Consider the following 26,050-nt stretch of genomic DNA (forward strand, 5'->3'; position numbering starts at 1 on the left):
CCCTCACACTCTTTTCTCTAATGCATTAAAACGAAATAGCAATTCAAGATGACGCGACATATTGCCAATTTGAGCTGTGGCCATCGTGGTTAGCTCTTCACCCAATAACAGGTTTATATTGTCATTACCGACCTCAATCGTGATGCTATTTGACGGTAATGGGGAGACATCTAGCGTGAACTTCTGCAACCAGCTGGCATTGGCTGATTTATACGCCAATAGAGTATTTGGCACAGAATAGACAGCTAACAAGGTGCCTGTTTCTAAAAAGAACCCGACTTCTCGCACCTCATATTCCAGATTGCCTTTAAATACCGCCGCCATGCGTAGTTGTGTGGGGCTTAATTCTTCCCAATCTGAAATCAGTTCACGTTGCTTTTCGTTGTACAACGCTTTTTGTTCAGGTGTTGGCTGATAACTGCGGTCACCTGCCGCTATCCATTTAATTGCCCCTTTGATGCCTTGGTTTTTGGCGCTAATTAGCTCAGCCAATCCCACTTTAGTAAATTGAACAACGGGTGAACTCATGTTCTTGCTCCTAACGTTATATCGGTACTCATCACCATACGCATACCGCCTGCAAAATAGCTCCCACCTGCACACCACGCATCATTAGGCATGGATCCCTGATATGACTCATCACCAACCGTGGTATGAAAGTGAGCACCTGAAACACTCAAGGGAGCCAATACCAACGGGGATGGTGGCATGATGCCAGTCGCTGAATCATCGTAATCAACAACGGATGGCTGTTTTACCCCTGAGAACGTGAGTCCTGTGTCTAAACCAAAGGCTAAAATCAGTTCAACGGTGTCACGCTCAGATTTAGTGTTTTCAATCCGTGTCAGCATCCGTTTCGCCGTTTTTTGATTCACTGGCTCATTACGTTTCCAAGCTACCACCTCTATATGATAAGGACCTGGCGGCGCATCCATTTGATACCAAGGGGTAACTTCAATATCACAATCCAACGCATCCATAGCCACCGCTAAACCGTGACGAGTTCCCGCTTTGCGATGGATTTCAAAGGCGTTATCGGCTGTTTTACGTTGCTGCTCTAAGGAATCTTCAGGTCGCCAATCGGTTACCCCTCGCTCACCAGCGAGTAAGGAAACAAAGTGCTCTGAGGTTAATCGTGGTTGTTTCAGTTCAGGAAAGGGATCGCGTTGGTTCGCCAGTAAGGTATGCCAAGCATATTCTAAGGATTCTTCAATCAGGGTGCGGTTTTCAGGTTGAACAGAAATAAAAGGCTCAGTCACCTCGAACATCAATGATCACCTCCGTACAATACGGCGCTTGATCCCACTGGCAAATAACATCAGCGGCAGGTTCGTGGACTTTGGCGCGTTTTGCCCCTAACTCATAAAGAATGTGTGCCACTTCTTCTCTATCAACAATGCCATTGAGCTTATGGCGTTTTTCAGCTAACGCCCATGCTGCTTGTTCGGCTTGGGCTTTATCAACATGCGAACTTGGATCTGAACCTGTATACACCGTAGCCACAATTCGATACAGCTTTGGAGCCGCACTTTTGGTGGTGATTTCATCAGACTCTTGAGCTATATCATCACGTTGAAGGTAATCAGCCACCCGCTTTAATAACGCAGCACTGGCAATGCCTTGTGGATGTTCTCGACTTAGCACTGCCACACACACTTTGCCAGAGTTAGGCACTAGCATTTTAGGCATCGCATCTTTAACTGGCATCGGTCTGTTTAAGTGCTGAAACTCATACCGCATCACCACTGCATCGGATTCTGATTCAATCTTTATCAATGGCCGTTCATCTAAGGTCAGCGCATGGAATTTATACCCCATTCGCGTACCTGTGGTATGAAACTGATAAGGCGCTAAATCAAACCGCTGCAGTAAGCTTTCATCTGATTCCATGATGGCGGGTTTAGGTGGGAAAATACTGTTATCACTTGGCGTTAATATTTGCCGCTTTAAGCCATATTGCAATGCCAGCAAATCCACCATATCGGATTCAGTGACGAACTTACGAAACATCTGTAAGGCTTGGTGGTTCTGCTCTCTAATTTCAGCCACCCGCTTTAATACAAACGCCTGAGTCACTTGAGCCAGCAGCTCACCATCATTAGTCATGGCTTGGTGTAATAATTGCGCCTTATCGGTATCGGACTTAGCACAATATGCCACCGCAGCTTCAATATACTCACTTAATAAGGTTTCAAATTCAGGTACCACAAACGCTTTAGGTAAACTCATAATCGCACCTGTAATTTAATATCATTGCCTTGCCATACGCCTTTCACCACCACTGAAAACCCCGTATCACTTGCTATGGCTTGGCACTGCTTGGCTTTAAATTGAATTAAACCATTGGCAGGATTAGCCAGCGCTTCAAGGGATAGGTTTTGCACTATCATGGCTTCCGTTGGGCTTTGCATGCGACCTAAACGGGCAATGGCTTTATTGCCTATTTGGCGGCGCTTAATGCGTGAGGTCATTTGTGTTGTCAGGATCCGTTCAAACCGACACGTTAACGCTGCAATACCTGTGACGGTTTTCCCTGTTTTAGGATCAATCCCTATCATTGTTGTTGCTCCGTTGTACTGGTGTTCGGGTTTCCATGCCTATGGATGTGACCGTTATAAATCTTACGATCCGCAGCCATCGAACGAGTACCATCAGCCACATCACCCGAAGCACGATAATTACCCTCTTGTTCTATATCACCCACCACTTTGACACCACCAGGATAATGCGCCGTTAATGCCCCGGTATCTAAGTTATAACACTCAGTCATGCCGTTACCGTAATCAGTCATCACTTGGTTTTCTTCAGTAGTAGGACAAGGAAAGTTTGTTGATGGTAATCCCATCAGAGCAACAGAATTATTGAGGTTATCGCCACAGCCTAAGTTAATCAGAATGCACTGCTCACCCACACTAGGACGCCGATAGTGACTAACACGCCCCGCACTATGAACAAAGAACGGCACCCGCGTTGCCTTATTCTGACCAGCGGTAACATCAACACTTTGTTCTGATGTCGCAGCCACCACACCAAGGCGAATAATATTGTTTGAAGAACGGCGGTTTTCTTCCATTTCTTCACGCAAAGCCATCACTTCTTTTTCTAACGAACGGATCCGTTCAACTAATGCCCTCAACATTGGCTTTCGTTCCTATAATCTCATGCCAATCGTGTTCAATCGGCCCCATAAAAATACGCTGCTTAATGGTGACAACCCGCAAGAACACCCCATTATCAGGATTAAAACGGCGCGGCAGATTTGAAATCAACCGCGCCTCTTCAACATCATCCACACAACCAAAACGTTGATTGAATAACTCACGTTCAATACGGCTGGATAAGTCCAGCGCCACCACATCAAAATTTGCTTGAGCAATAGGCACTTCAACTAAGAATCTCAGCTCAATTTCATGGATTTTACGGCCATCATTGTTGGTGTGATTAATGGATTGGCATTCACCACATTGGTAACGCACGATAGGCGCACTGGGCTCGGTTTCTTCACGTTGATAAGCGGTTTCTATCTTGCCGAGCTGTAAACGCTGCTCTAACCGTTCAATAACGGTCATCACCCATTCACTGGGTGCCCGAAAGAATGAATTGGAATTCACGATGAAAAAACTCCTCAAATTTACGGTTCAAATCAGGTAAGTAAGAATCAATGATCTCTTCGGTTTCTTCACTAATCTCTAACGATACGAGCTTAATAGATCCTCGACCTTTACTTTCACGACGAAAGACCAGCAGTTGATCACTGTCCATCGGTGAGATAAACGCATCATCATAAAAACGACTACCCACTTGCACCCCTTTACCATTTTGTACCGGCTTACCTAATCGATGCACACCAAGGCTTCTTACCCCCACCCACAGCTTTGACATACCGCCGTTTTTATAGGTTCTAAAACGGGTGGTCATGGCTTTTGAATCAATACTGAGTTCATAGCCTAAATCAGCCATCGAAGCCGCTCTTAACCAGCGATTGGTTTTGATCATCGCTTGTTTAGCGGCTTTGGCTAATTCATCAGGTAGGTAGGAAAGACGAGCAAGAAAACGGGTGTCCAATTCCATATTAGTATTCAGAGAAGTCATGCTTAATCCCTGCTTGAGACAGATTTAAAACATATTCACGCTGCAGCTGACTCTCGCGCTTTCCTTTGCCTTGTTCATGGCCAGAGAGCACCAAGCTATAACGCTTACCCTTTATCATCATGGTTGATAACGGTGGTAAACAACTCCCCGTTAATAACCGTTTAATGGCATGATTCTCTGATGATTGGTGTTTGATGTAACCTTGAATTTTTCGTTGTTGGCCATCAGGTAACATCACCACTAATTCACTGCCAAAGCACTGCTGAATAGAAGTTTGAATCAACTGCCGAGCATCATCAAACGCACTCTTCATTGATGATCACCACCCTTTGTGAATTAACCGTTTAAGGCAACGCCCATCAACAATACGCCGCTATCAATGAATGAGCCGATAGGAACGGTCACCACACCATCACCTGTTGGTGCGGTTTTAGTAAATACCCCACCATCAAAATAAGCCGCTTCACCCACAAAGGATGGAGAATCGCCGGCTTTAATGGGTCCATCAAACAAACCACGGTAAGTACAGCTCACTACTTGGCCTTCTTTAGCCGAATAATTAGGTACCACAATCAACGCACCATATTTAACCGGCACATCTTTCACAAAACCACCCACTGGCGCTTTTAAATCAATCTTTGAACCATCAGCAATACGCATAGTGTTCTCTGTTCCTGTTGTTTATTTCACTTATAAAAAAGGATGCCGAAGCACCCTATAACAATCGTTATTATTTATTGGTAAACGTTGCCTGAGCGATGCCACGACGATCGAGCACTTTCGAGGTCACATCATAAGTAATACGGAACTTCGCACCATCACTGCTCCAACCATCCCCCGTTTCTAACCAAGGATCTTGTGCACCATCAAGGAAACCCATCACCACCGAATCAAAGTCTTTACCGGTTAACGCAATCGCACCATTAATCGTGGCTAATCGAGCAGTTTCGACTACCTTGGCAAACTTCTTATAGGCAGGGTTAAACGTATCAGGTTTACTTGCAGTATTAAGTACCGCTTCTAAGAATGAAGCATGGTCAGGGTTAGCCAGCAGGATTTCACCGCGTAAATCTAACGCATCACCTTCAGAGGTGGTCGCGGTTGCAAAGGCTTTATGCAGCGCCATCACTAAGGCTTGGTAATCAGCGGCAGGAATATCATTAACTAAGTTGCCCCACTTATTCGCGCCACCCGCTTGGAACACACTCTTACCATCACCCATTTTTCCGCTAAGAATGGCGTTAAACATCAACTTATCCGACAAGCGATAAGCCGATTGCATGAACTTACGCGGAATTTTTGAGATCAAGGCAATCTCATCATTGATGATAGCTTGACGAGTAAAGGCAATTTCACGACCAAAACTGGCTAACTGAATTTTCTCACCGCTGCCTTTGATGGTGGCTGATTTGTATTCACCGTCTTCTGATACCGCCATTAAATCAGGCGCATCATTAATCAGAATTAAATCAGTCTCTTTAAAGTTAGGCAGGTTTTCAGTATTAGCAAGCTCTCGCCATAATGGTGCACGTACTTGCGCTTCATCTCGCATCACCGTTCGTACACTTTCGGTGATAATATCTGCAAAATCGCCGCTGTTAAACGCACGAGCGACTAATTCATTCTTGTTGCCGCAATATTTAGCATCCTTACCCACCGCTATTTCAGCCATATCAAGTAAGGTTTTTAAGCGGTACGGGTTATCTTTTTCAATTTCACCCGTACCACAACGAGCATTTAGGGCATTTTGCAGCGCATCTTTAGTGGTATTACCGTTACCCACATGAATATGGGTATTGGTTAACCCTGTTGGTGGTTGTTCGGCATTAGGCACTTGGCCATTAATGGAAATCGCCCCCAAGTATTGCAGTATCTTGAGTGAGCTATCTTCAGCACTGCACTGTAAATCATTGAGCATTTCATCACGCAGGGTGTCACTCACCTTATGGGTTGCACACAAAGCACGAATAGTCGATTGACGTTGGTTCTCGTTTTTTAACGCATTTTGTAATGCATCGTTATCGATAGGTTTAGGCATAGGATCACTTTGTTGGTTTATTAGAGGTTCAGGTATTGGCGTTGCTGGCGGTTGCACAAGCTGATTCAATAAATCATCAGGGGTATGTTTAAAGGCTTTGGCTTGCAGTTCAGTGGCAGAGACTTTTTTAAGGCAATTTGATAAGTCCACGGCATCAATCACCGCATCAATCAAACCAAACTCCAATGCTTGACTGGCGGTGAACCAGGTTTCTTTTGCCATCGCTTGCAGCACATCATCTAACGACTTACCACAGCGTTCGGCATAGGCTTCTGCAATGGTTTGCTTGGCGTTCTTTAGTTGGGTTAACGCACTTTCTATTTCATTTTCACCACCCCAAGCACCAATAGCGGGATCATGAATCATCAGCTTAGCGTTTTCAGGCATTTGAATTTCATCGCAAGCCATTAAGAAATAGCTAGAAATCGATGCTACTAACCCATCAACGATGCCAATGGTTTTACCTTTGTGGGCTTTAATGGCGTTATACATCGCCAACCCTTCATAGACCGAGCCACCATAACTTTGAATACGGAACTCAGCATCTTGCGTACCGACAGACTGCAGGGCTTTGATTAAATCAATGGCTTCAATGTCATAACTACCAATGTCACCATGGATCCACACCTTCACCGGTTGGCCTTCGCCTTGGTTATTAAGCGTGAACCACGATTTAGTTGTCTTTGGCATGTTGTGCCTCTTTGGTTGAATGTTGGATCTTCGTTTGAACGTTATGCGCAGGATCAGCCGTACTCACAATGGCATCATCATTCATGGCTTGGCGTTCGGCTTTTATCTCGCGGCGTACAGCGACTGGGTTATAGTTGCGTTCACGTTGGAAATGACTCAGTGATTGCAGCCCTAACCGAGTGCCTTTTTCAATGCCGGTCATTTCCTTAGCGGGATCAATCCACGGCATCACAGGGGCTTGATAAATGGCGTTAAGCACTGAAACCACATCCACTTCTTTAGGCACCACCAATTCACGCGATAAAATCGCCATCTGCAGTGCCATTCGATATTGAGGACGCGTCCAACTGGTGACAAACTTACGTTGTAAAATGCGATAACGAGCAAAGGAATCAATCAGCTCTTGCCGTTGGGCGGAATAAGAACCAGTGTAATGACGGGTTACGCTCGAGCAGTTAACCCCCGCACCTGATGCCGCTAATCGCATTTGAGCATCACGAAACGGACTGCTCATCGCTTCTTGGCGCTTACTTTCAACAATGCCAGCATCTTCACCAGGGGCGAGTTCAAAACTGTTCCCCATTCCTAGAAAGATATCGCCGCCACGTTCAAAGTTATCAGTCTCACCTGAGCCCGTATCTCGTTTAATGAAATAGGCAAAGCGGCTGGCAATCTGTGCACTGACACGCTCTGATTGATCGTAATCTTCAATATCGGCAATCAAATCTAGAACCGAATGCAGCAGTGTTACCCCTCGGTTTTGATGAAATCGACGGGTGAATTTTAAATGCGCCACAAACCGCGCATCGACTTCAGCAAAGGAAAAACCATGCGCATCACGCTGGATCAGTAATGACACCATCTGACCTAAACCATTACGGCGAATACCTTCATACATGCCCTTTTCAGGCTCGTTGATATTCAATGGTATGTAATCAGGTTCAAACGGCTGCACCCCAAACGGTGTTGATGATGGGTATTCAATCCCTGCATCTCGCCCTAGGTAATAACGGGCAAACACTTCACCATCTCGCAACCACGTTCGACAAGCTAACCATTCGGTTTCAGCCCGAGATAACTCACCATCAATGTTCTGTTGCAATGAAAACCGTTCAAACCATTCGCTGATCTTACGGGCAAACTCAGTGTGAACATCACCGTTCATGTCTAACGGCTGTGGTTCAATCATAATGCCGTTAGGTCCTACGACATTGGCACACAGTTCATCAAGGATGGCAGTGACATAAGGCGTGTTTTCATCCATATGTCGTGCACGTTCGCGTAAAGACTTCGCATCTTTATTGATTTGGTTGGCTTTGCCGGTAGAGCGACTATTACGTTTTTTGGTATGAGGATTAGCAGGCAGTGCAGCTTGGTATTTATTAATCAGGTTACGGTTATAAAGCCGTTCAGCCCCCGACTTAGGATTAAAATAACAAATGATACGATCGGCTATATTCAATTTACTCAAGGTAGTTTCTCCGGATCATACTGCGGCGTCCTCCCTGATTTTCACGGCTAATCAACTGCTGCAGACGTTCTATTTCACGGCGTACCGTTGCCAAACTCGCAAAGGTCAGCTTTTCCCCTTCTGCTGTTTCAACCGCTTGTTGCATCAAGATCTTTTTCTCGGCATCGAGATACCACTGCAGCCGTTCACGTTGGGTTGTCATCCAAAAATTCCTTTTGAGTGGTTATATCGTCGACGCGCCACCCGCTCAAACTTCGGCGTTTGGTCTGCATCAACCACATTGCTATTAAATTGCCAATCAGCGGCCCATGCTGGCGGATTATCCCAATGGATATCATCACCACCTTTGTAATGCATACCGGCTTCAGCATAGGCACATAAATCAAACGACTCATTACGTGCACCATCAGGCTTTTGCCAATGGCCAAGTTCATCAATATATTCAACGGTGAGTTCATCAAACCAAACTCGATCCGCCCAACCTGGTAAATGAAAGAACCGCGCACCAAACTCTAACCGTGAAAAACTGGCAGCTACGCGGTTTTTTAAACGGTTGGTATGCAGCATTAACAGCGGGATTTCACCGTTGGCTAACTTACTGCGTTTATCTGGATAGGTTTCTTTAACCAGATCATCAATGTCACGGCTTGCCCCTTTCACTAAGCGGAATAGATGCGATAAGCCATGCCCTTTAAGGCGGTTATAAAACTGATAAGCATGATCGGTAACGGATGAGCTTTTCTGCTTACCTTTTTTCTTCTCACCTGAGCCACCGGAATCACACAAGGTTAATACCGGTTTCATCACCCGCCCTGAGCCATCCGCTAAGGGATAGGTTTTCTTGATCACTTGTTCAATCAATAAATCCCAATCTTCGGCATACACCATTGGGTTAATGCGGTCATTATTACGATAGGGATTAGTAAGAATTTCAAAGCGGTCAATCACCCATCGTTGCAGCCCTTCACCATAGACATGGGCTTGCACCACAAAACGTGGGTTCTGTTTGCCGCCTTGCACATCGATGGACATCATTAAGAAGCGTCCACCTAATGGCACAATGCCACGTTCATGATCAGCAGCTCGCGCCATTAACTGATGCGCACCGACTTCTTGACCACGCGACTGCATCACATAAGGTCGTCCCATGCGCACATTGATAAAAGTTTTTAATGACTCTTCATCACCACAGTCTTGGAACAAGGCATTCGCATTTAAAAAGCGATACACCAAGTTTTCCCAACTGGCATACGCTGCCACAATGCCTTCAAACCAAAACGTTGCCCATTTACTGGTTCGAATGGCTGATTCATCGGTGACAACCTCACCATATTGGTCAATTGCACCATCACGAAACCAACGTCCTTCAAGGTTCATGGTCTGTTTTTGTGATTCAGTATGACGATGGCAACAGCGAGGACATTCAACCCATGCGGTTTTAGCGGCCTCTAAAGGCTCAGCATGTTGTTCCCATTTCAATGTTTCAAAATCAGGACGAAAATAGCTATGACAGTCTTGGCATAACCAATAGAAACGGCGGCGATCACCTTGGTTATATAAGTCAGCAATACCACCACAGGGTTGGGATTCATGCGGTGATAAGTCTTCAACCCGTTTAGGGTTACGCACAATACGACCAGGAGAAGATTCTGCCATCACCATGCCGGATGATTTCGCGTTTTGAACACGCATTAGCATCAGTTCAAACTTAGAACCTTCTTGGCCTACCGCATCATCAGCACGATCGTAATCGGTCGCGCCGGCATAACGATAGGTGGACGCAGATAAACTGGTTTCGGTGGCAGAATCCAACTTTAGGATCATGCCATTTTTAAATTTCTTCGAGGTGATATTGTCATCAGCTTTACGCCCTGTTCGCAGCTTGGCAATGCCTGCAGTAGCTGAAAAGCTCCGTTCTAAATCGACCTTCGACATATCAGTAGCTTTAGTCTTGGTACTGTAGATAAGCAGCATGTCACCAGGGGCTTGAGTGACGGTGTAATTTATCCAGCCTTCCACCATGGCTTTGGTTTTACCTGAACGCGCAGGACCAACCACAATCACTGCTTCATAAATACGCCGAGCCAAACAATTTAACGGCTCTCGCATGTACGGTACTTGCGACGATAGAAACTTAGTCACATCAGTACCATCAGAGATCCACAGTTCATCATCAGCCGCTTCCACCGGTGTTTTATCCGTGGGAGCACACAGGTAAGCAAAACTGCGCCGAATATCTTTGGCATTGGCAAACTCAATCCCTAAACGGGCATCAAACTGTCTCAAGCTCATCAGCGACCGCCTTTAAATCGAAATTAAGCAGAGTTTCTAAATCTTCAAGTTGTTGCGGTGTCGCGGTCGGAATAGCGGATTCAATACGGGTGATCACCTTGTCTTTAAAGCCTTTAACACTGGCAATACACACGGCAATTTCATTTTCATAATCTTCTTTGGTGACACTCTCACCAGATTCCCGCATCAAAATCAGCTTTTCACGTTCACTTTGCACATACGCCCGTAATTCAGCTGCGGTTTTAAACCCCATTAAATCGGGTGCATCTGATTCTTTACGCGGTTGTTGGCATAGGTACGGTGCGACTTGCACTACATCATAAAGTGGCGTGTTGCCCTTAAAGGCGACAGGTGAAACCCCTGCCGCTTTTAAGTTCTTACGAATGGTTGAACGATGTTTACCAAACTGTTCAAGTTCGGTGGTATTCCAAAAACGTTTTTCATTATTCATGGCACTCTCAATCGTGGTTATGGCTCTCCCTCTGTAATGGGTAACGCCGCACAGTGTGTTGGGTCGTTATAACAACGGCGTAGGTTTTCAATTTGTGCAGCACACAGCGAGAAATGGTGTAACCACACCGGATCACGTTTAGCGGCTTCACCCCAAGTCATGGGCGGTTTATGAAATGGTTGTTTGCAGCTAATCAAATACGCTGCAGGTGGTTTGATGTATTCAATTTTGTATTGAGTCACCACTTGCGGGCTTGGTGTAGTACAACCACTGACTAGCGTTAGGGATAGGCAAATCAGCACACTTTTCATGAGCAATATCCTTATCGATTTGACGTTGTGCTTTTAACGCTCGTTGTTGCCATTGCTGACGTTGACGCTCGTTATATTCAGCGGCTAATCGTTCTTGGTGGGATGCTTGCTCTAAACGGGTAATGGTAGATTGCATCGACTGATTAACGTCCACTAACTGCTTTGATTGGGTTTGTTGCTCCACAACCAATGCTTGAGCCGCTTCCAGCTTTTGCACTGTCTGTGAATACGTCCACGCCAATATCGATAATGCCGTTAATACACCTGCTGTTGCGATTAGCTTGAACTTACTGATAGCCATACAAGCAAACCTTTTGCTCTGCTAAACGGCGTTTAACGATGCCAGCACAGTGACTGCTATCAAGTCGGCAATCTTTACCATTCACAAATACCCACCGTGGAAACTCATTACAAGCTGCGGTTAACTGCCCTGCTTTAAGTTTCTTGAGATAGGTAGAACTGCGAAAGTTACCAGCCCCGAGGTTAAACACGAATGACACTGCCATATCGTATTGAGGGCCAGCAGCTAATGTCACTTGCCGATCAACCACTTTTTCCGCTGCGCTGATATCTTCAATGTACCAATCAGCAATGGTTTCGGTGGTTGCTTTGTCGCCTTGTTTTACTCCTGTGGTATGGCCTAACCCTGCAGTCCAACGATCGGCACTGCATTGATAAGCGGATGATGAACACCCCTCTAAATTACTGATAAACGCTAATCCATCAGGGGTGGTTTTTAATTCGTGATCGGTACCAGCTACAACCGCCAACACACTGGCGACCAAGCAGCCAATAACGCCACTAGTCTTCTTCAATTTGCTCATAGATTTTCTTCACCTCTGGATGGTTTTGCAGGGCTTTGAGGGTTCGATGTCGATAAAACCAGTTAATAAACGCGGTAAATACGGTGGCAAAAATAGAGATGAGCACCCCTATTTCGTTCATGGAAAGACCAGAGGCTACACCGGTTAAACCTGCCCAAAGGTAAGCAAACCAGCTAATAACTTTCTCTCTCATAGGCGAATTTCAGACATAAAAAAACCGCCTCAAAGGACGGTTATGGATTTAATGGAATCCTAAAACGACAAAACCCCACCGAGTAGGTGAGGTTCTGCAATGTGGGGATATTGCGGCATTAATAAAATAAAGTCAATATTTCTAAATAGATTATTTTAAATTTAAAAAACTATTATTTTTTTTTGAATATTTACTTAACATAATATACTGTATATAAACACAGCAAAACAAGTAAAACTGTAGAATTGATCACACAAAAACTTACAGAAAAACAAAATAAAAGTAATTAACAAGCAAATTCAAAACAATAGCGTAACATTAAAATATGAAATAGAATCATTAAACTGCTACTCATAATGAACTCTATTGTATATAATCCCTCACATAAAATACGGTGGTTTGACTTCGATGAGACAGAATAAGCTACAATTAGGGGCTAGGTTTTCACTCTTTATCGTGTCTTATTTCCCTTTATTTTTTATTATGTGCTTTACCCAAGTTTATAAATATAGCGAATATTTAAATTGGGGTGGATTTAACGAAAAAGCCATTTTAGTTTTTATTAAGTATTTTGGTGCTGTTACATTTTTATGCACCTTATCCTTAATAGGCATAATTGGCTTAATGACCTTATTAAAGAATGTATCAAGACGATGTGATACAAACGGTCGACTTGTGCAAATTAAAGATATAGAAAATAAAAATAGTGAATCAATTACCTATTTATTTACATACTTAATACCATTTGTATTTCAAGATTTATCATCAGTTACAAACGTTGTATCTATTACTGTTTTATTAATTGTTACATTCTTAATATATATTAATTCAGGAATGATTTTAATAAATCCAACAATTAGTTTGAAATATACTTTATTTCAAATTACGTATATAGACATTGAAAGTAAAAACAAAAGAAATGGGATGATATTAACAAAAAATAAATATCTAGAAGATGATGATTTAATTGATATTGAAATTGTTGGACATAAACTCTTTTATGCCAAACTAGCTGAGGAAGATTGATGTTAGCGTTAGAAGATTTGCTAGAGTATGCTGAAAAATTAGACGAGCAAAAAAAAGCAAAAATATCGTTATTTTTTATAACTAGAATATTAAAATCAGGCATGACTCGTAATGCAAAAGTTCTAGATAAATATAACTTTGAACTGCAGCAAGTATCTTTATCACCTGATATTTCAGAATATTTTAAAGGTATTTTATCAAATCAAATTAAATCTCATGCATCAAGAGATGAAGTCGAATTAAAAGAATACACTGTAATAGATGATGACCTTGATGACAAAATATACACTTATGCTTTAAATAATGCGCTATCATTTGCTAATGTAATTAATGAACAAATGAAAAAAGATAATATACCATTAATTACAAACCTTTCTGATATTCAATCTAATTTATGGGCTTATTGCATCAAAGTGAGAATGGGTGAAGAGTACACTTATTCATTCAGAAAGATTAGTAAATCAAAAGTTACAACAGATCAAGTTCAAGGCGTTAAGCAACGTTTCTCTGCCCTTTTTGACAAAACTGGTGGTGAACTAAAAGCGTTTGACGGTAACATAATTAGTTTTGATGACAAAATTGACTGTATTTATATAGATGATAGATTTTATGTCTTCAAAAAGAAAAGCTTTGAATCCATTGTAGGATTAGAAGAAGAATTTAAAATCGCAGCAACTGCAACAATAAATACTATAAAAGAATGTGGTATTGTCGATAATTTAAATATTATTGAAGAAATGATTAGCCATAAACCTTCAATATTAAAAACATTATCTCATATAGCAGAAAAAGGAAATCATTCAAACTTATGCTTAACTGATGTAAATAAAATGAATAATATATTAGATAAGTTTAAGGGCAAAAAATTTGACATTAGTAATGATGGTAAAATCATACTAAAAACAGCAGAAGATGCTCGTAATTTTTTAAAGCTATTAAATGATTATTATAAACAAGGTATGACGACTCAAAAATATTATGCTACTGAAGGTGGTAGTATTGTAAATCCAACAAGTTAATTAACATATATTAAATGGTCTCAATAAATAGAGACCATTTAAATTTTTTATTCAACTATTTTCTCTTAAATCTTCTTCAAGATCTTTTACTAAGTGTCTAACTCTTTTAGAAAAAATATTATTTATATTAACATCATTTAATGTTGCTAATACTTTATTATCCATAAATTGACTTAACATCTTCCTTTTTTCATCTACTGTATACCCATCAAAATTCACTATATACTTATGATTATCTAACCGATTTCTTTTAATTTCCATAAATGTTTTAGCAAACGTCTTTGGCTTAAATACATTTTCTAACTTAGCTTTTTTTATCATCCTAACTATAGCTTTATCTATTTTATATAATATCTGACGCTCTTCCATCTGAGAGTAATAAAATAGCCACCCTCTCCTTTTTCCTTCAAAAATACATCCTGTGATTCTAAGATTTAGTTTATTATTTATATTATATGAATTTTTATCTCTCATATACTTATACGATACAATTATACTTGAAATTGATTTTTCTATTTTATTTATTGATTCTTTTTTTATTGTCAACTTTCTATTTTTAATTTCATACCCAAGAAAATCAAATGTTTCTGTCAATTTCCCATACTTAGTTTTACTTCCTATTTGATTATAATCATGACAATTAAGACCTATAGTTTTAAAAGATGCAACAATATTATCTAATGGTACTATAGGATTAAGTCCTTTATAAAAAATCAAAATATCATCAACATATCTATAATATTTTATTTTTTTATCAACTAGAGAGTTATCAATGTCTTTAACGTATATTTCAGACAATATATTAGATATAGATAGGCCTTGAGGAACACCTTTCTCAGGTTTAATATGTCCAGTTTCATTTGTTATAGCTTTTTCTAATAAATATATTAATTCTTTCTTTCTTATTTTTCTTTTAATTTTAGAATTCAAAATATCATGTTTAATGCTTGGATAAAAATTCTCTATATCTATTTTTACATATGATTTAAAATCATGATTTTTAATTTCACGAGAAATATCCTCAAGCATTAATTGTGGTATTAATGTTTTTGAACACTCAGGGTAAATATCTTGCAATGTTAGATGAATAGCTTTCAATACAATTCTATCTCTGACTGTAGGTATTGATATAACCCTTGGATTCTTCCCTACACCTTTAGATATCAATTTTTCTTTGTACCGACTAAATGAATATGTTTTATCGCCTATTTTTTTTATTATAATTTCAATTTCATTTTTTATATCAAAACTTTCATTTGCTTTTTTTCCATCAACTCCAGTCGATGGTGTCAGCATTATATATCGGTGATATATTTCTAAAAGACTTTTCTTTGAAAACCTTCGATTAAATGCTTGATATGCTTTCATAGTTCAATCACCAACAATATATAATAAGAGGAGGTAAAACATATGCTGCTAGTAAAATAAGAAGTCTAATAGAAACACAAATTATAATATAAATTGATTCAAGAAATGTTAATTTCCGTTCACAACCCCCATCAGAATCGAATATTATAAAATATAACAAATCTCTAGTCTTATGGTTTTCAACAGAATATAGTAAGTTTAAATACTCACTATTTATACCTTTCAGTTGATATTCCGTTCTACATAATTTTAATTCAAATATTAAACTTTGCAGCTTTATATAATTTTCTTTTAATTTATCAGATCTATTTTTAAATTCTAGCTGAGGTACAAATAGAGATAATGTAAATACAAATCCTGTAGCAATAGTCATTAGAACATCAGCATTATCACCTAAATATTTTGGATATTTAATTAAAATTATAGATAATACAAATGTTAAAAATGAATACCATATTAATATAGCATTAGAATGGAAATGATTGCTAAGTATTCTTTCTGAGGCTCTAATTCTACTTTTACGCGTAAACCAAATTTGATTTTCTAATTTGGTTATTTCTTTATTCAAAGAATTAGTGGTATCTGTCATAAAAATAATCCGTTAGAAGATTGCTCTAGGTGGGTACATATAACTTGTATAACACGCAAAAAGCGTCTTGATATAAATCAAACACATAAAGTGTAGAGATTAGATTTGCCCATTACTAATAAATGAACCTTAGCTGAAATTAACAGCCAAACAACCATAAATGGTTGTCCCACCTGAGCCTTATGAATTCTACACATTGCATATGCATAGTCAATACTTAACTCACTAATTAAGATACAGACGCCAATAGCAACATTTTAACCACATAAAACCAACCAATTAAGATCAAAAAATCAATTGGTTTCATACATTAATTGACTTTCTTTTTCTAGATGCTCTTCCATTGTCAAAACGGCTGTAATACGACTCTCAATTAGCCAGTTTACTATTTTGAATAATACTTCGTTATATCTTTTAAAACGGCTATAGGTCACAGGTAAAACTTGAGCAAAATAAGCAAAACGAGTTTCCTGCGTCCATTCAATACAACCATTTTTACAACATTGACATTTTCGCTGATGATTACACTTTGAAAGCACTTTTCCAGAACCATTACATTCTGGACACACTTGGCCGTTCTGTTGAGTAGCTTCAGCAATTGCAGTCGCACATAACGCTGTTAATGCCTTTTCAGGATAAACACCGCGCCAATCTTCCATTAATCGTAATACTTCACCTCTAGTCGCTATTTGTAATTGTTTAAGTGCATGAACATCTCTTAGCCCTTCAACAAACAGTACCAACCACCCTACTGGCGATTCATGCCAACATAGCCCCACTACCGCCAATTGTTCTTCTGCAGACAATAACGCTTTACCACCACCAGACTGAGGATCGTAGTTAATCCCTTTAATCGCAAATTTACTCAACAGGGTTTCGATTCTCATGCTGATTGTGTTCCTTTGTTAATTCTAAAACTTGACCAATTAAATGTTACCCACTTACCATCTTCCATAATACGGTCGACAGCTGCACGGCCTAAGGTTGTTATAAGTTCATCACTCTGAAGGTTGGTAATCACCCCTGTTGGTTTTTCTAGGGTATAACGTTCATCAATGATGCGGTTTATCATTACTCGCTCGTTATTGCTGTTGTGCTGAACGCCCAATTCATCTATCACCAGCAAATCGACATTACTCAGAAAACGAATCAGTGCTGTTTCACTGGTTGCTGAGTCTTGGCGATAAGTATCACGAAATTTAAGCATCAATTCGGCAACGGTGATCACCACTACTGATCGGCGTTGCTGAAGTGCTTGATTGGCAATCGCACACGCTAAGTGGTTTTTACCTGTGCCTGATGTACCCGCAAAGATAAAACCACCACACGCACGATCATTCAGTAAATTATCGACAAACGTTTTTGACTCATTGAACGCATGTTGCTGACCTGCATTCTGAATCACGAAGTTATCAAAGCTACAGTGTTGGTGACGCTTCTTGATACCTGAACGTCCTAATGCTTTTGACACTCGTGTTTGTTGGTTTTGCTCATAAAGATTCTTAGCAACCACATCGGCTTCACGCTGACGAATGGCTTGCATTTGCTCGTAAGTGTATGGCTTTACATGCGCAGGCATGGTTTGCGCTAAACGTTGCATGATGTTCATCGATAATCCTCCGGTGGACCATATTTGCCATCGCTGGCACCCATTCGCTGTGTGGTCAAGATTTGTTTGTTAGTTCGCTCTGCTGCCCACTTGTTGGCATTGCGCATGCCGTTACGCCAAGCAGCTACCCAATCTAAATATTTACAATCACGGGCTTTCATCGCATCCGCCCACTGACAGGTTGCGGCTTGTGCATCTAGTATGAATCCTTGTGCTGAGTACCACTGCTGCATTGACTCGGTGATAGTGAAATCATCTGCCAGTTCAGTTTTCAATTTACGCTGAACACGAACAGGTTTGGTGTTACGTTCCTGTGGTGCTGGTTGTGGCTGCTCAGTGATTTGAGAATCTTGATAAGCATCCTCACAAGGGACTACAGGGTTATTGATCTGTTTTATCGGATCTGTATTGGATCTGTTAATGGATTCGGTAATTTTCCCGTTTCCTAGGTTTCGGTGAGATCCCCGAATGGATTCGGTAATATTCCCGTTTCCATTCGGTAAATTTACCGAATCGGAATATTGACTAAAAAAGATGATTTCCATTAGCTTTGCTTCGTTGAATTTGTAGTGCACTGTCGGCACACCATTTGCTTTCTTACGGGCAGTCTCTAGGCAATCATTTAAGCGTGTTTTTAGCTTCTTCAATGCATAGCGAACTTGGTCTACAGAGAAGCCTAATTCATCCGCCAATTGCTCATGACGCTTATAGAACCAACCATCTGTTCTGGTTGTACGACCTGACCAAAACACTAACTGAGACAGCACTGCAGCTTGGTTTAAATCACCGTTACAAAAACGAATGTAAACACGCGGAATACTGATATTAGCTTCGTTACCTGATAGCTCTCGTATTGCGTTAAATAACCCTGACATACCGCCCCCGTACCTGTATTGATGTAATGTTGATAGCTTGATAACAATTATTCATGGCTGCCAACCTTATGGTTTTTAGCGGTCATTAAGGTTTCTAAATAACCCAGTAAAGGTTTATGAGAGCCTTCACTTTCTTGTACTTCTCGGTAAGCAGCACGAAGCTGTTCTACGGTGGCGTTATCAGGTAGCAACAATAACGATGACAATGCTTCGGATGATTCTTTGTTAAACATCGCTAGTAGCTGATCACGTTTAGGTGTTTCACTCCCCGTTCCTATTACTGCTACGGAAAACCCAAGTGGATTTAAAAACGCATTGAGCGCATCAGAAGCTCGCTGTTTAGGTAAGGCAACCAAAATAGCCGGTAACAAATCCATCATGGTGGCCTTGGCTTCAATACTGGTTCGTTCTAAATAACGGAAAAAGTTTTGTTGGTTGTTCTTATCATCAGCCCCTACCGGTTTAAGCAATTGCTTTCGTTGAGCATCAACTTCAAACGGTAAATCCATGTTGTGATATTGACGGGCAACTTTTTGAGCAATGAACTCTTTACTGACTTCAGTACGCCATCCCTCAACAGCGTTACGCATAACGCTTTTTAGGCTCTGAATTGACATGCGGGTTTTCCTTAACTGTATAAATAACCAGAAGATGGACAATCATCTATAATCAGATTGTTTCGTTACTATTTTGTTTAGGGTTAGGAAATACTTGCTCAAAGGTACAATTGGCACCTAACTCATTGAGTGCATTCACGATCATCCAACAGGTTTTTAGGTTGGGTTTTCTAATTGATGCTTCAAAATTAGAGATTCGAGATGGACCGCTATCTAATTTTCCAGCGAGTTCTGCTTGAGAAATATTAAGCAGTTTCCGTTGCTGTGCGATTTGATTCATTAAAGCTCCTTGGTTACCGTCAAGATACACATTTCGTGAATTATTATCAACCCAAAAATCACAAATTGTGTGTTATTTAATTTCACGCTTCGTGATATTTTATGAATATGGATAAAAAGACTGAAGTTGGACTGCGTTTAAAGCAGCTCCGTATAAAACAAGGCATTAGCCAAAAAGACCTAGCCGAACTTTGTGGTTGGGGACCTTCGCGTATCAGTAACTATGAGTCTGGATTAAGAAGTATTAATTTAGATGATGCTGACATGCTGGCTAAACATTTAAGCATTAAGCCCTATCAGATTTTATTTGATGATGATGAGCTAACCAGTTTTGCCAATGTCACCACTATTGATATCCAACCGAACTATCAAAAATCATTCCCTGTTTTAAGTTCAATTCAAGCTGGTGCATGGACAGAAGCGTGTGAGCCTTACTTGAAAGATGAAATAAGTGAATGGTACGGTACGACTGAGCGCACAAGCCCTAATTGTTTCTGGCTTCGTGTTCATGGTGATTCAATGACATCATCAAGTGGTATTAGTTTTCCAGAAGAAACATTGGTTCTTGTTGATGCCGAACGAGAAGCCATAAACGGATCATTGGTTGTGGCTAAATTAACTGATGTGAATGAAGCCACGTTCAAAAAATTAGTTATCGATGCAGGCCAACGATTCTTAAAACCGCTAAACCCTCAATACCCGACTTTACCCATTAACGGTAATTGCAAAATTATCGGGGTTGTTATTGATGCCAAACTAAAACTGTTTTGATCAGTAACACATGAATATGAACCGCCTTCCTGGCGGTTTTTTTATGCCTAAATTTTAAATTCACGATTTGTGTTGACACGGCAAACACGTTTTGTGTATCTTTGTATTACACAAAACGTGAATTAAATCTGACTGGCGACCTATCTCGGCTTATGACTACTAATGATAAAAAACGTGAACAAGCACGTAAACGCGCCCAACGTTTGAGAGATAAACGCAAAACCAATGGCGTGACCAGTTTCCCTCTCCCATTAAATAATATGGAGATCGAACGGCTAAATGAGATCTGTAAATTCTTCTCTTATCCCAATACAGCTTGTGATAACACAGAAGCATTACAACTAATGATCCATCGTATTCATGGTGAGATGGAACAAATCAAACAATCACTAGGAACTTGCCAACATTGTGGTGAGTCATTACCGGAAGGATGTGCAAAATTAAAGGCAGGAGGCTTATTTAAAGGTGATGCCCGTTGCTGGCACACCATGAATCGGATTCGTCTTTCTCAACCATCAAATAAAAGGATTTAATCATGCAGAATCTAATTATTACTTCTCCTGAACTAGTAGAACTAACGGGTTATAGCCGCGCTGCAGATCAAGCTTCTTGTTTAAGAAACCACGGTATCTTTTATGTTGAAGGGAAAGATGGTCGTATAAGAACAACCTGGTATCACATTAACCATCCAGCTTCACACAACAATAATAATGATGGCTTTAACTTAGAGGCATTAGCATGAGAGAACGTAATAACAAAGGCGATCGTAAACTGCCACCTCGTGTCTATGCTCATGGTAAAAAATACCGTTGGCACCCTAAATCAGGTGGTTCGATTGCTATATGCCCTATTGAATCCCCTTTGTCATTAGTATGGCTTGAGTATGAAAAGCTAATTAATAAACATAGAAGAAATACCGCTGAATTATTTCATGAATATTTTGATTCACCGCAATTTAAAGCACTTGCACCATCAACACAGCGTTCTAATTTGGCACGAGTACCAATATTAATAAAAGTGTTTGGTAACATGAATCCTAATGCTTTATTACCTAAACATATTCGCGCATTTATGGATAAACGTGGTGAACATTCAATATCAACTGCAAATAATGACTTTTCACTACTCTCTAAAGTTATGCAGTGGTCATACGAACGTGGCAAGATAAATAAAAATCCATGCCGTGGTGTGAGAAAGTTTTCAGCTAATCAACGTGATCGCTATATTACAGATGAAGAGTATCTTGCTGTTTACCAATGCGCTAATACCATCACTAAAGTTGCAATGGAACTGGCCTATTTATGTGCAGCTCGTAAAGGTGACATATTAAAACTTGAGTACTCGCATTTATTAAATGATGGTATTTTTATTACTCAGTCTAAGACAGGTAAAAAACAAATTAAGATGTGGTCGCCACGCCTACGTGAGGCAATTGCACTATCTGAAACGTTAGCTGAAAAACAAACTAACTTTGTACTTCGTCGCCCTAATGGCCAAAAGGTTCACGATCGTTCACTACAAGATTATTGGCAAACAGCAAAAAAGAAAGCCGCTTTAGAATATGGTATCAATACTGATTTCACATTCCATGATTTAAAAGCAAAAGGTATTTCAGATTACGAAGGAACCATGGCAGACAAACAACGCTTCTCTGGCCATAAAGAATTCGCTCAAGTTAATACCTATGATCGAAAAGTGGACATGGTGCCACCACTCAACCTAAAAAGTATTAATCAACCAAAGAGTGATCAATAGCAAAAAGCCCAGTTAAGGTGAACAACTCAATACCGTTGCCACCTTAATCACTAAACTCAACACATATGTAAATTACTCTTAAACAATTTAAGAGTCCATTCCTTACATCTTCGCAATACTAAGACCACTTAAATTTACAGTCTCAACCACTTCATAGAAATCAATATTATTGCCTATATTCTGCGATACTAGTTCTTTGTAGTACTCTTTACGCTTATCGCTCATACGCAACCCAAAAACTACCTGACTCAAAATTCCAGGGTAGTCAAACAGTCCATGACTTTCCTCTACATACCTCCACTCTTTTTCATAGCTCCATGGCGGAGTTTTTGTACTGATAACCGAACGGAACACTTCATCTTCAAAAGAGACACGCTGAACATTCATCTGGCCAGAACCTGGTGACATAATTTGCACTTCACTTTTAAAACCAGAGCTAAAGGTAGGCTTTTCTCGCGTATAAGTTACAGGTAAACAATGTCGTTGATTTGAAAGTTTACAATCACTTGAACTACTAAAACCTAGAGCAAGTCCCTCATGGTTAGCACCATAATGAGCCCACATTAGTTCATTTGAGCAATCCTCACTCAAACTAAAAATACCCACTTTAGACAATCGCTTACGCATATCTTTGATAATATTTTCAGGTCTTGAAAGTTCGATACCGTAACCTGAGTACAGCTTTCTCATAGCTTTCACTTTTCTAGAATGATTTAACTTAGAGAAGCGTTTTATCCATTGCTTAGTCTCACTTTCTGAGAGAGAAAAAAGGCGTTTACGTGGTTCAAATAGAGTTGGCCCAGTTACCACCCCCATTAACTGACCATTCTCAAGCTCACGAATAGTCTTTATTTCCCATTCCAATGAAATATCGCCTGTTCTGCACTCAAGAGGATCGTTCAATTGTTCTGGGGAGGACAACCAAACTTTTTTATTTTTAATAATATCTTTAGTTCGCTCGGAGTCGTCACGATATTTATAAAGCACTTCGGGTTTCAAATTAAACTCCCTCTATTAATTTTGATTACACTCTAGAGGACCTAACGTCGCTCATTATAGGTAAATAATGTGTGCAGAAATTACGCATCGCGTTAATCGTACTCATTACAATCAACCACTAAGGAATTGTTACAAAAGAGATTTCTGTACAATAGATAGCGCATCTTCGTAGCCTGACTTCTCTTCTACAAATTTCTTTACGAGGGAACGATTGCCAGGGGTAAGTGTTGCCCAACCTCGATCCCATGCCTTATAGGCGTGCCAAGAGTAGCCCGTATATAACTCGCGGCGCATTGTTTCCATAGAACGCTTAACTGCTTTTAGATACTCGATTTCCAATGCCGTATCTTTGATATCCAATACACTGCCTATGTATATCAACCAATTAGCTAACTGAACATACTGATCCCAAGCGTTATTCTCATGAGTCAGTTCTGTTTTAGAGGCTATTATTTTACTAATCGCCTTAACTACATTTTTATCGTTAACACTCAAACCAACAGCGCCAAGTGAAGCAATGATTTCATAAAATGAGTTAGAAAGACCTAAGAATTCTTTTTTATAACTGTGATTTTCAAAAAGAACTTTTTTGATATTGCTTACTGAAGACGCGGCACATTTTTCCGCCTCTGGTATTTTGTCATTTAATAGTGAAAAAAATTCAACAGCATCTGTGTTGTCTAGAACACGAATACCATAGCAGTGTGAATAATAGTCTTTAACTTGTTGAACCACAGAAGATCGAGATATCAGAAATATGTTTGAACTCACTACATGGTTTTTTGAAAACCCTTTATAGTCGCTAATGATAGCCTTCAAGTTTGTATCACCTAGAGAATAACCAAGAATGACTACCGTATTTTCATGCAATACTGTACTCAACTTTCTTGAGAAATATGATTCTCCATTAAGGAACTTGAAGTAATCGTCAGATGTTATGACCATATTATTAGGGGCATCCACAGACCCATGAACATGATAGATTTTGGCCCTAGAGATTGATCTTGGTATAGGCAGACCTGGTGCAATTGAATGGCAGTCACTTTCGTTAGCGATTTTTTCTAGTAACTTGTCGTAGTTTGTAGTGATAGCTCTGAATGAGCGTTTAGTCATAAACTCAACTATAGGTTCTATATCCCCGGAGAGTTCGACTTTCTCAATTAATTTAGCTGTTTCTGTATGGATATTAAGTCCAATACTGGACAATTCAATTGCTATAACTTGAGCACTTTCTTCCAAAGTTAACGGGTTTTTCCCATTTTCTGGGAACAGAGCAGCTTTAGTTTCTTTTGCATTAGGCAATAAATCGATTAGCTCTTCGAGAAGCTCTTGCCAACTCGGTGCTTTGTTATCTGTTATCGCTTTGGAAAATCCAGTTCCAGTAAAAAAACAAATTCTATTTGATGCCGCCGCGTAAGCAATTTCAAACATCCCACTCAAAATACATTACCTCTTTGTTAAATCATCCTTACTATCATATAGTGGATGACTAAAAAATAAGGCAATTATACTCAGACTTTGCACATTAAATCATGACGTTGGTAACACTTTGTTACCCCAAAATATAGGAATATACAAAAAAGATTTGTATTGAAAGAGTAAGGCTAAAGGTATTACTAATACAAAATCATATTAACAAGATATAAATGAGTTTTTACTCTATACAATTTTGGGGCAGACGAATTAGCAGAGAAGCTAAGTCATAACTGGACAGAACCGTGTGAAGTAGTTTGCTCTATTAATTAGAGAATATATTAGAAATAATTATGGCTAGTGCTTAGCTATGTGCCTTATTTAAATTAACCAGCCTAGAAATAGACCAATTAAAAATACCAAAAGTAAACTTAAGCTAGTTTTATTATTTTTGGCAGAAGTCGGCTTAATATTAGATTGAATTGACTCATAAGGAGACATGCAATTATTGCAATATAGGTAATGTTGCCCTTTTTCTGCTTGAAATAATGTGAAGTTATCAATAGATAAATCTATTTCTGATTTACATTGAATACACTCTCGATCAAATAGTGATATTTTCGGCATAGTTAAAATTACACTCTACTTCTGAAATACACATAACGCCTTGTTAAGGTATGAAGCTCGCAATACTAAAGTCTTCGCATACCACCTTAATCACTAAAACCAACGCACAATAAAAATGCCACGCGTGCCGAATCACTCTTAAATTATTTATTAATTTTTTACGTTCCACATGGAGTAAAAGTATTTTTCAATGAGAGTTTTCCTCTCTATCGACAAACCTAACTCTTTTACTATTCCCTGAAAGAAAAACCAAAGAGGCTCTGGGAAATCAGTCAGAAACAAACCAAGTGGCTCATGTGAAAGCTTATCCATAGGGCTTTCGAGTTCTTCTTTCCATGGGTAACCATACGTGTACTCTAATTGTGAACTTTTGCTTTTTAATGCATTTTTACCCAAAAATATGGGAGGAAAACTCTCCACTCTTCCCAAGCTAACCGCAGCATCAATTGGTAAGCCGTTGTACTCTAGCCATGAGTGTCCAAAAACTGCCTTATCGCACTTTATCCATCCTGTACACATTTGAACATCCACATCGAGTTCTTTGAGTAGAATGTACATAAACGCAGTACTAGCATGGCAAGCGGCAGTCCAATTATATTGATGCATTGCGCAAATCATTTCGATAAAAACGCATTTTATTTTAGCCTCATCGCCACTGAGAACAACAATGCTTTCAAGCTCGCAACGCATATTCACTTTCGGCTCTTCCCTAATGAAAACTGACAGCATATTAATAAGTAT

34 protein-coding genes are annotated in these 26,050 nt (G+C 39.9%); 6 read left to right on the top strand and 28 right to left on the bottom strand.

Annotated features, from left to right (window positions below; all coding sequences use genetic code 11):
• Positions 1 to 3: 3 nt before the first annotated feature.
• From VXS03_RS00105 to VXS03_RS00190, 18 genes are all read right to left on the bottom strand, one after another.
• Positions 4 to 528: a phage tail-collar fiber domain-containing protein gene (locus tag VXS03_RS00105; RefSeq protein WP_080176538.1), complete on the bottom strand. Its 525-nt coding sequence runs from the start codon at positions 526 to 528 to the stop codon at positions 4 to 6.
• Entirely contained in the window at positions 525 to 1,268 is a 744-nt protein-coding gene (locus VXS03_RS00110) for a phage tail protein I (RefSeq protein WP_327761295.1), read from the bottom strand. Before VXS03_RS00110 ends, VXS03_RS00105 begins: the two co-directional genes overlap by 4 nt.
• Entirely contained in the window at positions 1,252 to 2,232 is a 981-nt protein-coding gene (locus VXS03_RS00115; protein WP_327762012.1) for a baseplate J/gp47 family protein, read from the bottom strand. The genes VXS03_RS00110 and VXS03_RS00115 overlap by 17 nt, the downstream gene beginning before the upstream one ends.
• Complete coding sequence (locus VXS03_RS00120; protein ID WP_087819800.1) at positions 2,226 to 2,558, bottom strand: phage baseplate protein; 333 nt, start codon at positions 2,556 to 2,558, stop codon at positions 2,226 to 2,228. Before VXS03_RS00120 ends, VXS03_RS00115 begins: the two co-directional genes overlap by 7 nt.
• Positions 2,555 to 3,139, bottom strand: coding sequence for a phage baseplate assembly protein V (locus VXS03_RS00125; protein WP_327761296.1), 585 nt, complete (start codon positions 3,137 to 3,139; stop codon positions 2,555 to 2,557). The genes VXS03_RS00120 and VXS03_RS00125 overlap by 4 nt, the downstream gene beginning before the upstream one ends.
• Positions 3,120 to 3,611, bottom strand: coding sequence for a hypothetical protein (locus tag VXS03_RS00130; protein ID WP_327761297.1), 492 nt, complete (start codon positions 3,609 to 3,611; stop codon positions 3,120 to 3,122). Before VXS03_RS00130 ends, VXS03_RS00125 begins: the two co-directional genes overlap by 20 nt.
• Positions 3,577 to 4,092 carry a phage tail protein gene (locus VXS03_RS00135; protein WP_087819803.1) on the bottom strand — a complete coding sequence of 172 codons (516 nt, stop codon included), beginning with the start codon at positions 4,090 to 4,092 and terminating at the stop codon, positions 3,577 to 3,579. Before VXS03_RS00135 ends, VXS03_RS00130 begins: the two co-directional genes overlap by 35 nt.
• Positions 4,073 to 4,405, bottom strand: a complete 333-nt coding sequence (locus tag VXS03_RS00140; RefSeq protein ID WP_327761298.1) for a hypothetical protein — start codon at positions 4,403 to 4,405, stop codon at positions 4,073 to 4,075. The genes VXS03_RS00135 and VXS03_RS00140 overlap by 20 nt, the downstream gene beginning before the upstream one ends.
• Before the next feature lie 23 nt (positions 4,406 to 4,428).
• A complete protein-coding gene (locus VXS03_RS00145) occupies positions 4,429 to 4,752 on the bottom strand; it encodes a capsid cement protein (protein WP_327761299.1) in 324 nt (107 codons plus the stop codon).
• Positions 4,753 to 4,822: 70 nt separating this feature from the next.
• Positions 4,823 to 6,820 carry a ClpP-like prohead protease/major capsid protein fusion protein gene (locus VXS03_RS00150; RefSeq protein WP_327761300.1) on the bottom strand — a complete coding sequence of 666 codons (1,998 nt, stop codon included), beginning with the start codon at positions 6,818 to 6,820 and terminating at the stop codon, positions 4,823 to 4,825.
• Positions 6,804 to 8,291 carry a phage portal protein gene (locus VXS03_RS00155; RefSeq protein ID WP_181316966.1) on the bottom strand — a complete coding sequence of 496 codons (1,488 nt, stop codon included), beginning with the start codon at positions 8,289 to 8,291 and terminating at the stop codon, positions 6,804 to 6,806. Before VXS03_RS00155 ends, VXS03_RS00150 begins: the two co-directional genes overlap by 17 nt.
• Positions 8,284 to 8,493, bottom strand: a complete 210-nt coding sequence (locus VXS03_RS00160) for a hypothetical protein (RefSeq protein ID WP_036794937.1) — start codon at positions 8,491 to 8,493, stop codon at positions 8,284 to 8,286. Before VXS03_RS00160 ends, VXS03_RS00155 begins: the two co-directional genes overlap by 8 nt.
• A complete protein-coding gene (locus VXS03_RS00165; RefSeq protein WP_327761301.1) occupies positions 8,490 to 10,583 on the bottom strand; it encodes a terminase gpA endonuclease subunit in 2,094 nt (697 codons plus the stop codon). The genes VXS03_RS00160 and VXS03_RS00165 overlap by 4 nt, the downstream gene beginning before the upstream one ends.
• Complete coding sequence (locus VXS03_RS00170; protein WP_327761302.1) at positions 10,564 to 11,034, bottom strand: hypothetical protein; 471 nt, start codon at positions 11,032 to 11,034, stop codon at positions 10,564 to 10,566. The genes VXS03_RS00165 and VXS03_RS00170 overlap by 20 nt, the downstream gene beginning before the upstream one ends.
• Positions 11,035 to 11,051: 17 nt before the next feature.
• Positions 11,052 to 11,345: an Rz1-like lysis system protein LysC gene (gene lysC, locus VXS03_RS00175; RefSeq protein WP_235180404.1), complete on the bottom strand. Its 294-nt coding sequence runs from the start codon at positions 11,343 to 11,345 to the stop codon at positions 11,052 to 11,054.
• Positions 11,257 to 11,646 carry a hypothetical protein gene (locus VXS03_RS00180; protein ID WP_327761303.1) on the bottom strand — a complete coding sequence of 130 codons (390 nt, stop codon included), beginning with the start codon at positions 11,644 to 11,646 and terminating at the stop codon, positions 11,257 to 11,259. The genes lysC and VXS03_RS00180 overlap by 89 nt, the downstream gene beginning before the upstream one ends.
• Complete coding sequence (locus VXS03_RS00185) at positions 11,633 to 12,169, bottom strand: lysozyme (protein WP_327761304.1); 537 nt, start codon at positions 12,167 to 12,169, stop codon at positions 11,633 to 11,635. Before VXS03_RS00185 ends, VXS03_RS00180 begins: the two co-directional genes overlap by 14 nt.
• Complete coding sequence (locus tag VXS03_RS00190) at positions 12,147 to 12,362, bottom strand: HP1 family phage holin (RefSeq protein ID WP_036794948.1); 216 nt, start codon at positions 12,360 to 12,362, stop codon at positions 12,147 to 12,149. The genes VXS03_RS00185 and VXS03_RS00190 overlap by 23 nt, the downstream gene beginning before the upstream one ends.
• A gap of 408 nt (positions 12,363 to 12,770) precedes the next feature.
• Here VXS03_RS00190 and VXS03_RS00195 point away from each other — a divergent pair, with 408 nt between their 5' ends.
• Positions 12,771 to 13,388, top strand: coding sequence for a hypothetical protein (locus VXS03_RS00195; RefSeq protein ID WP_327761305.1), 618 nt, complete (start codon positions 12,771 to 12,773; stop codon positions 13,386 to 13,388).
• Complete coding sequence (locus VXS03_RS00200) at positions 13,388 to 14,407, top strand: Kiwa anti-phage protein KwaB-like domain-containing protein (RefSeq protein WP_327761306.1); 1,020 nt, start codon at positions 13,388 to 13,390, stop codon at positions 14,405 to 14,407. Before VXS03_RS00195 ends, VXS03_RS00200 begins: the two co-directional genes overlap by 1 nt.
• Before the next feature lie 51 nt (positions 14,408 to 14,458).
• Here VXS03_RS00200 and VXS03_RS00205 read toward each other — a convergent pair whose 3' ends face one another.
• From VXS03_RS00205 to VXS03_RS00235, 7 genes are all read right to left on the bottom strand, one after another.
• Positions 14,459 to 15,775 (bottom strand): reverse transcriptase domain-containing protein, encoded by a 1,317-nt coding sequence (locus tag VXS03_RS00205; protein WP_327761307.1) that lies wholly within the window; start codon positions 15,773 to 15,775, stop codon positions 14,459 to 14,461.
• A gap of 7 nt (positions 15,776 to 15,782) precedes the next feature.
• Complete coding sequence (locus tag VXS03_RS00210; RefSeq protein WP_327761308.1) at positions 15,783 to 16,364, bottom strand: SLATT domain-containing protein; 582 nt, start codon at positions 16,362 to 16,364, stop codon at positions 15,783 to 15,785.
• A 293-nt stretch (positions 16,365 to 16,657) separates the two neighbouring features.
• Complete coding sequence (locus VXS03_RS00215) at positions 16,658 to 17,251, bottom strand: hypothetical protein (RefSeq protein ID WP_327761310.1); 594 nt, start codon at positions 17,249 to 17,251, stop codon at positions 16,658 to 16,660.
• Positions 17,248 to 17,973: an ATP-binding protein gene (locus tag VXS03_RS00220; RefSeq protein ID WP_262054049.1), complete on the bottom strand. Its 726-nt coding sequence runs from the start codon at positions 17,971 to 17,973 to the stop codon at positions 17,248 to 17,250. Before VXS03_RS00220 ends, VXS03_RS00215 begins: the two co-directional genes overlap by 4 nt.
• Positions 17,970 to 18,848 (bottom strand): hypothetical protein, encoded by an 879-nt coding sequence (locus VXS03_RS00225; protein ID WP_327761313.1) that lies wholly within the window; start codon positions 18,846 to 18,848, stop codon positions 17,970 to 17,972. Before VXS03_RS00225 ends, VXS03_RS00220 begins: the two co-directional genes overlap by 4 nt.
• 47 nt (positions 18,849 to 18,895) lie before the next feature.
• On the bottom strand, positions 18,896 to 19,465 hold the full coding sequence (locus VXS03_RS00230; protein ID WP_060999128.1) for a toxin YdaT family protein: 570 nt from the start codon (positions 19,463 to 19,465) through the stop codon (positions 18,896 to 18,898).
• 52 nt (positions 19,466 to 19,517) lie between these two features.
• A complete protein-coding gene (locus VXS03_RS00235; RefSeq protein WP_060999130.1) occupies positions 19,518 to 19,745 on the bottom strand; it encodes a helix-turn-helix domain-containing protein in 228 nt (75 codons plus the stop codon).
• 101 nt (positions 19,746 to 19,846) lie between these two features.
• On the opposite strand from VXS03_RS00235, the gene VXS03_RS00240 reads away from it, so the two are divergent.
• From VXS03_RS00240 to VXS03_RS00255, 4 genes are all read left to right on the top strand, one after another.
• Positions 19,847 to 20,515, top strand: a complete 669-nt coding sequence (locus VXS03_RS00240) for a LexA family protein (protein WP_327761314.1) — start codon at positions 19,847 to 19,849, stop codon at positions 20,513 to 20,515.
• 152 nt (positions 20,516 to 20,667) lie between these two features.
• The gene (locus VXS03_RS00245; protein WP_327761315.1) at positions 20,668 to 21,048 is read left to right on the top strand and encodes a hypothetical protein; all 381 of its coding nucleotides are present in this window, start codon (positions 20,668 to 20,670) and stop codon (positions 21,046 to 21,048) included.
• A 2-nt stretch (positions 21,049 to 21,050) separates the two neighbouring features.
• A complete protein-coding gene (locus VXS03_RS00250; RefSeq protein ID WP_327761316.1) occupies positions 21,051 to 21,257 on the top strand; it encodes a DUF4224 domain-containing protein in 207 nt (68 codons plus the stop codon).
• On the top strand, positions 21,254 to 22,270 hold the full coding sequence (locus VXS03_RS00255) for a tyrosine-type recombinase/integrase (protein WP_107187318.1): 1,017 nt from the start codon (positions 21,254 to 21,256) through the stop codon (positions 22,268 to 22,270). The genes VXS03_RS00250 and VXS03_RS00255 overlap by 4 nt, the downstream gene beginning before the upstream one ends.
• A gap of 102 nt (positions 22,271 to 22,372) precedes the next feature.
• On the opposite strand, the gene VXS03_RS00260 is transcribed toward VXS03_RS00255, so the two are convergent.
• From VXS03_RS00260 to VXS03_RS00270, 3 genes are all read right to left on the bottom strand, one after another.
• Positions 22,373 to 23,269 carry a DUF2971 domain-containing protein gene (locus VXS03_RS00260; protein WP_327761318.1) on the bottom strand — a complete coding sequence of 299 codons (897 nt, stop codon included), beginning with the start codon at positions 23,267 to 23,269 and terminating at the stop codon, positions 22,373 to 22,375.
• 129 nt (positions 23,270 to 23,398) lie between these two features.
• Entirely contained in the window at positions 23,399 to 24,700 is a 1,302-nt protein-coding gene (locus VXS03_RS00265; RefSeq protein ID WP_327761319.1) for an SIR2 family NAD-dependent protein deacylase, read from the bottom strand.
• A 759-nt stretch (positions 24,701 to 25,459) separates the two neighbouring features.
• On the bottom strand, positions 25,460 to 26,005 hold the full coding sequence (locus VXS03_RS00270) for a hypothetical protein (protein ID WP_327761321.1): 546 nt from the start codon (positions 26,003 to 26,005) through the stop codon (positions 25,460 to 25,462).
• Positions 26,006 to 26,050 lie beyond the last annotated feature (45 nt).

This window comes from Photobacterium sp. S4TG1 (assembly GCF_036040035.1).
GTDB lineage: Bacteria > Pseudomonadota > Gammaproteobacteria > Enterobacterales > Vibrionaceae > Photobacterium.

Excerpts from the sequence above, each read along its gene's own strand:
- VXS03_RS00105 (WP_080176538.1), bottom strand. The coding sequence starts at position 528 with ATGAGTTCACCCGTTGTTCAATTTACTAAAGTGGGATTGGCTGAGCTA.
- VXS03_RS00110 (WP_327761295.1), bottom strand. The coding sequence starts at position 1,268 with ATGTTCGAGGTGACTGAGCCTTTTATTTCTGTTCAACCTGAAAACCGC.
- VXS03_RS00120 (WP_087819800.1), bottom strand. The coding sequence starts at position 2,558 with ATGATAGGGATTGATCCTAAAACAGGGAAAACCGTCACAGGTATTGCA.
- VXS03_RS00125 (WP_327761296.1), bottom strand. The coding sequence starts at position 3,139 with ATGTTGAGGGCATTAGTTGAACGGATCCGTTCGTTAGAAAAAGAAGTG.
- VXS03_RS00135 (WP_087819803.1), bottom strand. The coding sequence starts at position 4,092 with ATGACTTCTCTGAATACTAATATGGAATTGGACACCCGTTTTCTTGCT.
- VXS03_RS00140 (WP_327761298.1), bottom strand. The coding sequence starts at position 4,405 with ATGAAGAGTGCGTTTGATGATGCTCGGCAGTTGATTCAAACTTCTATT.
- VXS03_RS00145 (WP_327761299.1), bottom strand. The coding sequence starts at position 4,752 with ATGCGTATTGCTGATGGTTCAAAGATTGATTTAAAAGCGCCAGTGGGT.
- VXS03_RS00150 (WP_327761300.1), bottom strand. The coding sequence starts at position 6,820 with ATGCCAAAGACAACTAAATCGTGGTTCACGCTTAATAACCAAGGCGAA.
- VXS03_RS00160 (WP_036794937.1), bottom strand. The coding sequence starts at position 8,493 with ATGACAACCCAACGTGAACGGCTGCAGTGGTATCTCGATGCCGAGAAA.
- VXS03_RS00165 (WP_327761301.1), bottom strand. The coding sequence starts at position 10,583 with ATGAGCTTGAGACAGTTTGATGCCCGTTTAGGGATTGAGTTTGCCAAT.
- VXS03_RS00170 (WP_327761302.1), bottom strand. The coding sequence starts at position 11,034 with ATGAATAATGAAAAACGTTTTTGGAATACCACCGAACTTGAACAGTTT.
- lysC (WP_235180404.1), bottom strand. The coding sequence starts at position 11,345 with ATGAAAAGTGTGCTGATTTGCCTATCCCTAACGCTAGTCAGTGGTTGT.
- VXS03_RS00180 (WP_327761303.1), bottom strand. The coding sequence starts at position 11,646 with ATGGCTATCAGTAAGTTCAAGCTAATCGCAACAGCAGGTGTATTAACG.
- VXS03_RS00185 (WP_327761304.1), bottom strand. The coding sequence starts at position 12,169 with ATGAGCAAATTGAAGAAGACTAGTGGCGTTATTGGCTGCTTGGTCGCC.
- VXS03_RS00190 (WP_036794948.1), bottom strand. The coding sequence starts at position 12,362 with ATGAGAGAGAAAGTTATTAGCTGGTTTGCTTACCTTTGGGCAGGTTTA.
- VXS03_RS00195 (WP_327761305.1), top strand. The coding sequence starts at position 12,771 with ATGAGACAGAATAAGCTACAATTAGGGGCTAGGTTTTCACTCTTTATC.
- VXS03_RS00200 (WP_327761306.1), top strand. The coding sequence starts at position 13,388 with ATGTTAGCGTTAGAAGATTTGCTAGAGTATGCTGAAAAATTAGACGAG.
- VXS03_RS00205 (WP_327761307.1), bottom strand. The coding sequence starts at position 15,775 with ATGAAAGCATATCAAGCATTTAATCGAAGGTTTTCAAAGAAAAGTCTT.
- VXS03_RS00210 (WP_327761308.1), bottom strand. The coding sequence starts at position 16,364 with ATGACAGATACCACTAATTCTTTGAATAAAGAAATAACCAAATTAGAA.
- VXS03_RS00215 (WP_327761310.1), bottom strand. The coding sequence starts at position 17,251 with ATGAGAATCGAAACCCTGTTGAGTAAATTTGCGATTAAAGGGATTAAC.
- VXS03_RS00220 (WP_262054049.1), bottom strand. The coding sequence starts at position 17,973 with ATGAACATCATGCAACGTTTAGCGCAAACCATGCCTGCGCATGTAAAG.
- VXS03_RS00225 (WP_327761313.1), bottom strand. The coding sequence starts at position 18,848 with ATGTCAGGGTTATTTAACGCAATACGAGAGCTATCAGGTAACGAAGCT.
- VXS03_RS00230 (WP_060999128.1), bottom strand. The coding sequence starts at position 19,465 with ATGTCAATTCAGAGCCTAAAAAGCGTTATGCGTAACGCTGTTGAGGGA.
- VXS03_RS00235 (WP_060999130.1), bottom strand. The coding sequence starts at position 19,745 with ATGAATCAAATCGCACAGCAACGGAAACTGCTTAATATTTCTCAAGCA.
- VXS03_RS00240 (WP_327761314.1), top strand. The coding sequence starts at position 19,847 with ATGAATATGGATAAAAAGACTGAAGTTGGACTGCGTTTAAAGCAGCTC.
- VXS03_RS00245 (WP_327761315.1), top strand. The coding sequence starts at position 20,668 with ATGACTACTAATGATAAAAAACGTGAACAAGCACGTAAACGCGCCCAA.
- VXS03_RS00250 (WP_327761316.1), top strand. The coding sequence starts at position 21,051 with ATGCAGAATCTAATTATTACTTCTCCTGAACTAGTAGAACTAACGGGT.
- VXS03_RS00255 (WP_107187318.1), top strand. The coding sequence starts at position 21,254 with ATGAGAGAACGTAATAACAAAGGCGATCGTAAACTGCCACCTCGTGTC.
- VXS03_RS00265 (WP_327761319.1), bottom strand. The coding sequence starts at position 24,700 with ATGTTTGAAATTGCTTACGCGGCGGCATCAAATAGAATTTGTTTTTTT.